Genomic DNA, 7,550 nt, shown 5'->3' on the forward strand with positions numbered 1-7,550 from the left:
GGCGGATCTGATCGTAAACACGGCCGGTAGAAAAGTTGGCGAAAGTACCTGTAAAAGGAATTTTACCACCAATAGTCATACCTGCTGCAATACCGATCATGTTAGCCTCTGCGATACCAACCTGTGTAAAACGCTCAGGGAAATCTTTAATAAAAGCATCCATTTTAAGCGATCCAACTAAATCGGCGCATAAAGCAACCACATTTTCGTTTTTCTTACCAGCCTCATGTAAGCCAGCACCAAAACCCGAACGTGTATCTTTTTTTTCTGTATATGTATATTTTTTCATTTTGTTTTAGATATGAGATATGAGTTTTTAGATGTGAGATCGGGCGACAATTTGTCTCAAATCTCCTATCTATCGTCTCCAATCTAGTTTAGTATCCAGGATTACATTTTTTTAGGTCAGATTTTCGAATTAAGATTGAGCGATGAATTATCTCCAATCTCCTATCTATCATCTCCAATCTAGTTTAGTAATCCCCTAAAGTTTCTGGTAATTGCGCTAAAGCTGCAGCTAACTGCTCATCATTTGGCGCTGTACCATGCCATTTATGCGTACCCATCATATAATCTACACCGGCACCCATTTGTGTGCTCATTAAGTTTAAGATCGGTTTACCTTTTCCTGTTAGGGTTTTAGCATAATGTAAACCTTCAACAATAGCCTGCATATCGTTACCATCGGTATTGATTACGTGCCATCCGAAAGCTTCGAATTTGGCCTGTAAATCATCTAAAGCTAAAACTTTACTCGTAGGACCATCAATTTGCTGTCCGTTATAATCCACAGAAGCGATTAAATGGTCTACTTTATTAAATGGAGCAAACATTGCTGCTTCCCAGTTTTGTCCTTCCTGCAATTCTCCATCGCCCAATAAAGCAAAAACGTAAGATTTATCACCGTTTAATCTTTTTGCCAGTGCGGCACCGATAGCAACAGATAAACCCTGGCCTAAAGAACCCGAAGCAATACGGATACCCGGTAGGTGTTCGTGAGTGGTAGGGTGCCCCTGTAATCTTGAATCCAGTTTACGGAAAGTTGCCAGTTCACTTTTGTCGAAGTAACCTGCGTGAGCCAACGTACTATACCAAACCGGAGAAATATGTCCGTTAGAAAGGAAAAACAGATCTTCGCCGGCACCTTCCATTGTGAAATCTGTTTTGTGGTTCAACACTTCAAAATATAAAGCGGTAAAAAAATCCGTACATCCAAGCGAAGCGCCTGGGTGACCAGATTGACATCCGTGAACCATTCTTACGATATCTCTTCTGATCTGAGAGGCAATATCTTCTAGCTCTTTAATTGTATGTTTCATTAAAATAAGAGGTTGTTGTTACATAGCAAAGGTAATATTTTACCTGCTATATCATAATTAGTTATTGATTAAATCGAGTACTTGTTGTGTAGCGTTTTTTGTATCTACCTTTTTGATGATGTTGGCAATTTTACCTTCGCCATCAATAATAAATGTAGTGCGTACGGTACCCATATATTTTTTGCCGTACATGTTTTTTTCTGCCCAAACGCCATAATCGTTTACAATTTTCTGATCGGTATCAGCTAACAATGTAAATGGTAAGCTGTGTTTGGTTACAAATTTATGGTGCGATTTTTCATCATCAACACTTACACCCAAAACTACAATGCCCTTGGCCTGTAAACCCTGATAGTTATCCCTGAAATCGCAGGCTTCTGCAGTACAGCCAGGGGTATCATCTTTCGGATAAAAATAAAGTACAACCGTTTTGCCCTTGTAATCGTTTAAGGAAACTTCGATCCCATTTTGATCTTTTGATGTAATTGCCGGTGCCTGATCACCTTCTTTTAACTCTGCCATATATAAATTGGTTAATCGGTAAACTGTTTAATCGGTTAATTGTTAACGGATGCAATTTAAACAGTTTAATCTATTATACTGTTCAGGATATGTTAAAAGATGACATTTCTGCGTTCAAAGTATGAGTTTTTACGGCATCCTGATCATGAAATCCCATAATCCAAAAAATCCTGTTACTATCTGAAGAAATTGACGTTATATTTTCTCGTATTCTCCTTCATATCTATCACAACAAGTTCCAATGTATGTTTACCCACGATCGTCCTTTCGTCGAAACTATGCCAAAGCGTTGCTGTTTTCGTATCGAACTCCATTAGTGCCCACTTACCATCTATGTAGCCATTAAAACTTTTGATTCCTGATAGGTTATCGCTGATCTTAAAAAAGATCTTCGATAAACCGGCCATATTTTTGCCTTCTGAAATATTTACCGGAACAATCCTTGGCGCAATGGTATCGGTAGCAATATAAAAGCTTCCGAAATTTTTTGGCGTAGCCTTAACATAACCGTTATCGAAACTTCCTCCCTGTGATGATCCGTTTGAATTTACAATCAGGGCTTTGCTACGCAGGTTTTCAGGAAGATTATCAGCTTTAATCCAGAGATCGAAACCAATATGTAAAGGCGTATAGCGGTTATGGATCTGATGCACTGCCGACCAGGCATTGCCAGCTGGCCGTGGTAATTTTTTGTAGGTAAAATTTAAATCGCTGTACAAAGTACCCATCGGGAAAACCACTTTTACATCTTCGGCATTAAATTCGTTTACCTTATTATACGGATAAATGATTCCGGCAGGTACAATAGTGGGGGCGATTGGCGCAGAACCTGCATTTACCGTAAAAGGCAATACAGCAGAATTCCCTTTCGAATCGGTAATGATGTAGCGTAGCTGATGTTGTGCGCCATCGTTAAAGTTAATGCGGCCACTGTTAACCAAACTGCTGTAAATCTTTAGCGGATTACCCGGATCTACAAAACTTTTCTGGATGCTTCTTTTGGTATTTAAATAAGTAGGGTAATCGATATGCGAATTAATGGCCTTGCTATCTTCAAAAGCAAAACGTTCCAATGCAGAGGTATAAACCATTTTGCCATCAACTTCTAACTGGATGGAGTAAACACCGTTGGTTCCGGATAAACCGTTATGCCTGTCGGTTACCACGATGCCAAAACCTACTTCGCCTGTTAAAATAACCGCTGCGGCGGTTTTATAAAGCCCGTTTGCACCGCTGATGGCGATGGCCTGTTTGGGCGTAAACTCGTTAAAAGTTTTACCGTTTAGGCGATATACATATAAACCATGGATTACAGGCGGGATATTATCGGGAATAACAATCCCAAAAAACTGTGGATTAATCGTTTCCTCTGTTTTGGTATCCCTGATTTCGAAATGTAGATGCGGACCTCCTGAACTGCCGCGGTTGCCCGACCAGGCAATAATTTCACCTTTATGTACCGGAATTAAGGTAGCATCAGGAAATTCGTCGATCTCGAAGGATTTTTTTTCGTATTCGAGATTTTTAACAACGCTGGCAATTTTTGGCGCGAAACGCTGCAGGTGTCCATAAACCGTAGTAAAACCATTGGGATGATTGATATAAAGTGCCTGCCCGAAACCGCTGTTCTGTACCCTTAACCTTGAGATATAGCCATCTGCAACGGCATAAACAGGGTAACCTTCGCGCTGATTCGTCCTGAAATCGATCCCAGAGTGAAAGTGATTGCCACGTATTTCGCCAAAAGAACCGGCCAGGGCAGGAGGGGTAATATCTAAAGGCTGGCGGAAATCGGTAATCGGATATTTATTGTTACTGAAAATCTGCTGTGCCTGAACGAAGGTTGAAGCAATTAAAAGGCAAACTGAAAGGGATAATCTTAACTTGTACTGGATCGTGTTTTTAATCATTCGTTACTTTACATCAAAATTTAAAAGTTGCTTTCCTTCCAACCAGGCTTCGAGTTTGTCGCCGCGGTTTGTTTTACCAACACCTTGTGGCGTTCCGGTAAAAATTAAATCCCCCTTTTTTAAGGTGATGTAGTGGGAAACAAAGCTGATTATCTTCTCGAACGAGAATAAAAGGTCTTTAGTATGGCCCACCTGGCGGCTTTCGCCATTCACTTTTAATTCGAAATTTAAGTTGTAAAGATCTTCAAAATCGCTTTTTGGAGAGAAAGTACTGATAGGGGCCGAGTTATCAAAAGCTTTGGCAAGTTCCCATGGCAGTCCTTTTTCCTTGTGTTTGCTCTGGATATCGCGCGCGGTAAAATCGATGCCCAAACCCACTTCATCATAGTAGTTGGCAGCAAACTTTTCGGCGATGTGTTTGCCTTCCTTACAGATTTTTAAAACCACCTCCAGTTCGTAATGTACGTCATCAGAAAAATCGGGAATGTAAAAAGGTTTATTGTCTTTTAGTACAGCGGTGTCAGGTTTGAGGAAAATAACCGGTGTTGTTGGAACCGGGTTGTTCAGTTCTTTTGCGTGTTCGGCATAATTTCTGCCAATGGCGATGATTTTCATTCTTGAGAATATGATATATGAAAAAATAAACGGGAGCAAACCCGAATTAATCAAAAATAGGAAAGAAAATGGTGTTATAAAACCGAGATGCGTTTTACCTGGCTTTCTGACCCTGCAATTACCCTTAAAAAGTAAATGCCCGGATTAATGCGGCTTGGAATATTGAAGCTTTTGGTCTGCTCGCCAGCATTTAAACGTTCGTTGGCCAAGGTGGCTACTTCGTTCCCCAATAAATCGATGATTTTAATGGAAGTCTGCGTACCGTCTTTTCCGATGGATAAGATGATATTTAACTGATCTTCTACCGGATTAGGATAAATTTTCACAATGTTCAACAATTTATCCTTAGGTGCAACCGTTGTATTTCTCGGTGTTGTACTGTAAGTGTTGAACATTCCTGAGCCGCCAATCGACATGTAAAGCGGCTTATAAGGTGTAATATTCGCTTTAATTTCGGGGATTTTGCCTACTTTTTTGGTTCTGTTTTTTAAGCTAATGTGAATGCTATCAGCTTGTTGCGCCCAAGAATTTACGCCGCACAGCAATACGATGCACAATGTGCATGCTATTTTTGTGAGTAACGTTATCTTAGCGTAGAGTTTCATCAAATTGTTATAGCAAATGTATTAATTTAAAACAAAGAAATTAAACATTTTGTTTAAAACCCATAATTTAACACAATTTAACAATAAAAATTTATTTTCATAGTGTTAAAAATACACAATATTTTGGTTGTTAAATTGTTATAGTTAGTTTACTTTTGCCGCACTAAAATATCAACGAAGTGTCAAATCATAAAAATGTCAACGCGTTAACCGCCGGCGGTGTTCTAATTAGTTTAGGAATTGTGTTCGGTGACATTGGTACATCACCTTTATATACACTAAACGCAATTTTTACCAGCATTTTAGGCGTTAGGGAAGGCGTTGTTGCACATCCGGGATCAATTACTACGGATGTTGTGCTTGGGGTACTTTCCTGCATTATCTGGACTTTAACTTTACAAACCACAATCAAATACGTTATCATTACATTAAGGGCCGATAATAAGGGTGAGGGTGGCATTTTTTCATTATTTTCTCTGGTAAGAAAAAAAGCAAAGTGGCTAATCGTACCAGCGGTAGTAGGTGGCTGTGCGCTTTTGGCCGATGGGGTAATTACTCCGAGTATTACGGTAACATCGGCTATTGAAGGGCTTACAAGCAAATTCGATATACCGGTAGTTCCTGTGGTAATTGCCATTTTAACGGTACTTTTCGTCATCCAGCAATTTGGAACCAACCTGGTAGGCAAACTTTTTGGTCCGGTAATGTTTGTTTGGTTTACCGTTTTGGGCGTGGCCGGGCTTTTGTTCATCGTTAATGACCTGAGCATATTAAAGGCGCTGAACCCCTATTATGCAATACATTTATTGGCCACCAATAGTAAGGCATTTGTTATTTTGGGTGGTGTTTTTCTCTGTACCACCGGGGCTGAGGCTTTATATTCAGATTTGGGACATTGTGGGAGGAACAATATTCGCATTAGCTGGATTTTTGTAAAAGTAACCTTGATTTTGAATTATTTAGGTCAGGGTGTTTGGATTTTGCAGAACGAAGGTACTTTTGTGCCAAGTTCGAAAATGAATCCTTTCTTTCAGATTATATCGAGTCACTTCCAGGTGCCGATGGTGATTCTGGCCACTATGGCTGCGGTTATTGCCAGTCAGGCTTTAATTAGCGGTTCGTTCACCTTAATTTCAGAGGCTGTGCGTTTAAACCTTTGGCCGAAGATAAAAATTGTATATCCATCGGTTCAAAAAGGACAGCTTTATGTGCCATCTATCAACTGGATGCTTTGGCTGGGATGTTGTAGCATTGTATTCTTCTGGAAAGAATCTTCGAAGATGGATGCGGCCTACGGACTTTCCATTACCATTGCGATGTTGATGACCACCATTTTGGTGAGTGTTTATTTAAGGAGCAAGCGTTTCCCTAAATATCTTATTGCCATTTTTATTTCGGTATATGTGTTAATTGAAGGTACTTTCCTTTTCAGTAACCTGCACAAATTCTCTGATGGGGGTTGGTTAACGGTATTGATCGGATCTGCATTATTTACCGTAATGTGGAGTTGGTTTATAGCCCGTAAGATTAAAAACCGCTTTGTAAAATATGTTGAGATTGAAGATTATTATGAAATTTTAAGCGAACTGAGTAATGATGAATCGGTTCCGAAATATTCTTCCCAACTGGTGTATTTAACCAGCGCAAACTTTAAAACAGAGATCGAATCGAAGATTATTTATTCGATTATCCAGAAAGAGCCAAAACGTGCCGATGTTTATTGGTTGGTACACGTTGACGTAATGGACGAACCTTATACTTTGGATTATAAGGTTGAGTTTTTAATCCCCGGAAAATTGATCAGGATTGATTTTAGGTTAGGTTTCAGGATCGAGCAGCGTGTAAACCTACTTTACCGTAAAGTGGTTGAGGAGCTGGTTAAAAATGGCGAAATCGACATTACCAGTCAGTATACTTCGTTAAACAAACATAAAATTGCCGGCGATTTCAGATTCGTGCTTTTGGAAAAACATTTATCTAAGTTTACGAAACTAAGTTTCTACGAGCGCACCATTATGGATTATTACTTTATCCTTAAAAAATTAAGTTTATCAGAGGAGCGGAGTTTTGGTTTGGATAGCAGTTATGTGGATGTTGAAAAAGTTCCTTTGATCTTTGTTACACCTGATGACATTGAGCTGCACAGATTACCGGTTTAATGATGAAGAATGCGCTTTTAATTTTGGGTATCCTGTTGTTTATAGCGGGGCCCGCTGCGAAGATTTATCACCTCGATCACGCCGATAATTATATGATTGCCTCCGGATTAGGTCTGGTGATGATTACAGTAACGGCTTTTATCAAAAAGAAATAAATGAAATCCCCTTTCTATAAATGGAAGGGGATTTTTTGTTTTACAGATAGAATTTATCTTCGTTCCATTTGCTGGGGTTGTTGATGATGTAGTTAGAAATGTTCTGATACGCTCTTTCATTACGAATGATGCGTTCGTAATAATTTCTTTGCCAAAGCTTTCCCATTGTTGTGTTATGCGATTTAAATAATTGCAGGCATGCGTTTGAGACAATTGATTTATATGCTCCAATAATATTGGCGATAGTCGGGGCGACCCTTGCGGT

7 protein-coding genes and 2 pseudogenes are annotated in these 7,550 nt (G+C 39.5%); 2 read left to right on the forward strand and 7 right to left on the reverse strand.

Annotated elements, in window-relative coordinates:
- The 6 genes and pseudogenes from B2V92_RS18135 to B2V92_RS18160 form a co-directional block, all read right to left on the reverse strand.
- A pseudogene (locus B2V92_RS18135) lies at positions 1-289 on the reverse strand (transketolase family protein); the annotation flags it as partial.
- A gap of 184 nt (positions 290-473) precedes the next feature.
- Positions 474-1,319, reverse strand: a complete 846-nt coding sequence (locus B2V92_RS18140; protein WP_293310819.1) for a transketolase — start codon at positions 1,317-1,319, stop codon at positions 474-476.
- 57 nt (positions 1,320-1,376) lie between these two features.
- Positions 1,377-1,841: a thioredoxin-dependent thiol peroxidase gene (gene bcp / locus B2V92_RS18145; protein WP_293310821.1), complete on the reverse strand. Its 465-nt coding sequence runs from the start codon at positions 1,839-1,841 to the stop codon at positions 1,377-1,379.
- Positions 1,842-2,017: 176 nt separating this feature from the next.
- Complete coding sequence (locus tag B2V92_RS18150; protein ID WP_293310823.1) at positions 2,018-3,751, reverse strand: M23 family metallopeptidase; 1,734 nt, start codon at positions 3,749-3,751, stop codon at positions 2,018-2,020.
- Between the two features lie 3 nt (positions 3,752-3,754).
- The gene (locus B2V92_RS18155) at positions 3,755-4,366 is read right to left on the reverse strand and encodes a fumarylacetoacetate hydrolase family protein (protein ID WP_293310825.1); all 612 of its coding nucleotides are present in this window, start codon (positions 4,364-4,366) and stop codon (positions 3,755-3,757) included.
- Positions 4,367-4,440: 74 nt separating this feature from the next.
- Complete coding sequence (locus tag B2V92_RS18160; protein WP_293310827.1) at positions 4,441-4,971, reverse strand: T9SS type A sorting domain-containing protein; 531 nt, start codon at positions 4,969-4,971, stop codon at positions 4,441-4,443.
- A 179-nt stretch (positions 4,972-5,150) separates the two neighbouring features.
- Here B2V92_RS18160 and B2V92_RS18165 point away from each other — a divergent pair, with 179 nt between their 5' ends.
- Together B2V92_RS18165 and B2V92_RS18170 are read left to right on the forward strand one after the other, a co-directional pair.
- Complete coding sequence (locus tag B2V92_RS18165) at positions 5,151-7,130, forward strand: KUP/HAK/KT family potassium transporter (RefSeq protein WP_293310829.1); 1,980 nt, start codon at positions 5,151-5,153, stop codon at positions 7,128-7,130.
- Positions 7,130-7,285 carry a hypothetical protein gene (locus B2V92_RS18170; RefSeq protein WP_293310831.1) on the forward strand — a complete coding sequence of 52 codons (156 nt, stop codon included), beginning with the start codon at positions 7,130-7,132 and terminating at the stop codon, positions 7,283-7,285. The genes B2V92_RS18165 and B2V92_RS18170 overlap by 1 nt, the downstream gene beginning before the upstream one ends.
- A gap of 40 nt (positions 7,286-7,325) precedes the next feature.
- On the opposite strand, the pseudogene B2V92_RS18175 reads toward B2V92_RS18170, so the two are convergent.
- Positions 7,326-7,550, reverse strand: a pseudogene (locus B2V92_RS18175) (hypothetical protein); the annotation flags it as partial.

The sequence above is a fragment of the Pedobacter sp. UBA5917 genome (genome assembly GCF_002432345.1).
GTDB lineage: Bacteria > Bacteroidota > Bacteroidia > Sphingobacteriales > Sphingobacteriaceae > Pedobacter.

Coding starts and splice junctions, on each gene's coding strand:
- B2V92_RS18140 (WP_293310819.1), bottom strand. CDS start 1,319: ATGAAACATACAATTAAAGAGCTAGAAGATATTGCCTCTCAGATCAGA.
- bcp (WP_293310821.1), bottom strand. CDS start 1,841: ATGGCAGAGTTAAAAGAAGGTGATCAGGCACCGGCAATTACATCAAAA.
- B2V92_RS18150 (WP_293310823.1), bottom strand. CDS start 3,751: ATGATTAAAAACACGATCCAGTACAAGTTAAGATTATCCCTTTCAGTT.
- B2V92_RS18155 (WP_293310825.1), bottom strand. CDS start 4,366: ATGAAAATCATCGCCATTGGCAGAAATTATGCCGAACACGCAAAAGAA.
- B2V92_RS18160 (WP_293310827.1), bottom strand. CDS start 4,971: ATGAAACTCTACGCTAAGATAACGTTACTCACAAAAATAGCATGCACA.
- B2V92_RS18170 (WP_293310831.1), top strand. CDS start 7,130: ATGATGAAGAATGCGCTTTTAATTTTGGGTATCCTGTTGTTTATAGCG.